The sequence below is a fragment of the Aeromicrobium sp. PFPM2_SD2 genome, from assembly GCF_057364525.1.
This window is the reverse complement of sequence record NZ_JBNFNZ010000800.1, coordinates 1-574: the sequence shown is the minus strand read 5'-3', so window position 1 is coordinate 574 and position 574 is coordinate 1. Positions and strand designations below refer to the sequence as shown.

The 574-nt window shown below is 76.8% G+C and carries 1 pseudogene; it reads right to left on the bottom strand.

From position 1 onward, the window contains the following. Positions 1-456, bottom strand: a pseudogene (locus tag AC2W7G_RS18190) (hypothetical protein); the annotation flags it as partial. Positions 457-574: the final 118 nt, after the last annotated feature.

The following is a 574-nucleotide window of genomic DNA, read 5'->3' as shown; positions in this document are numbered from 1 at the left end:
CCCCGGGCCCGGCGGACGCGCTCGAGCTCCTGCCACTCGCGCACGAGCGACCAGAACCGCTGCAGCGCCGCCGAGAACGCGGCGACGAAACCGGCCGGGCAGGTGCAGGCTCTGGGCCAGGTGGTCGCCGAGCCTGGCCGGGTCGACGTACCCGGCGGCCACCGAGCCGGGCCACGCGAGCACGAGGATGCGCACGCCGGCGGTGAACGCCTTCGCCTCGTCGTGGCCGCCGAGCCGCCACGACGACCAGACGATCGACGCCGCCGCGATCGAGCAGAGCAGCAGGCACAGCAGCGGGTAGCGCCAGCTCGGCACCGTGAGCGCGACGGCGACGGCGTACGCGCCCAGGGCGACCAGGCCGGTCGTGAGGTCGCGCACCGCGAACGAGCCGAGCAGCGACCCGAGGCCGACGGCGAGCAGGACGAGCGGGTTGACCCGCAGGACGGCGCCGGTCACGCGACCACCCGCCCCCGCTCCAGCCGCACCTCGACGTCCCGCGGGGCGAGATCGTCGTGGGTGGACAGCGCCACGGTCGCACCGGCGTCGGCGGCCGCGCGCACCCAGCCGGCGACCG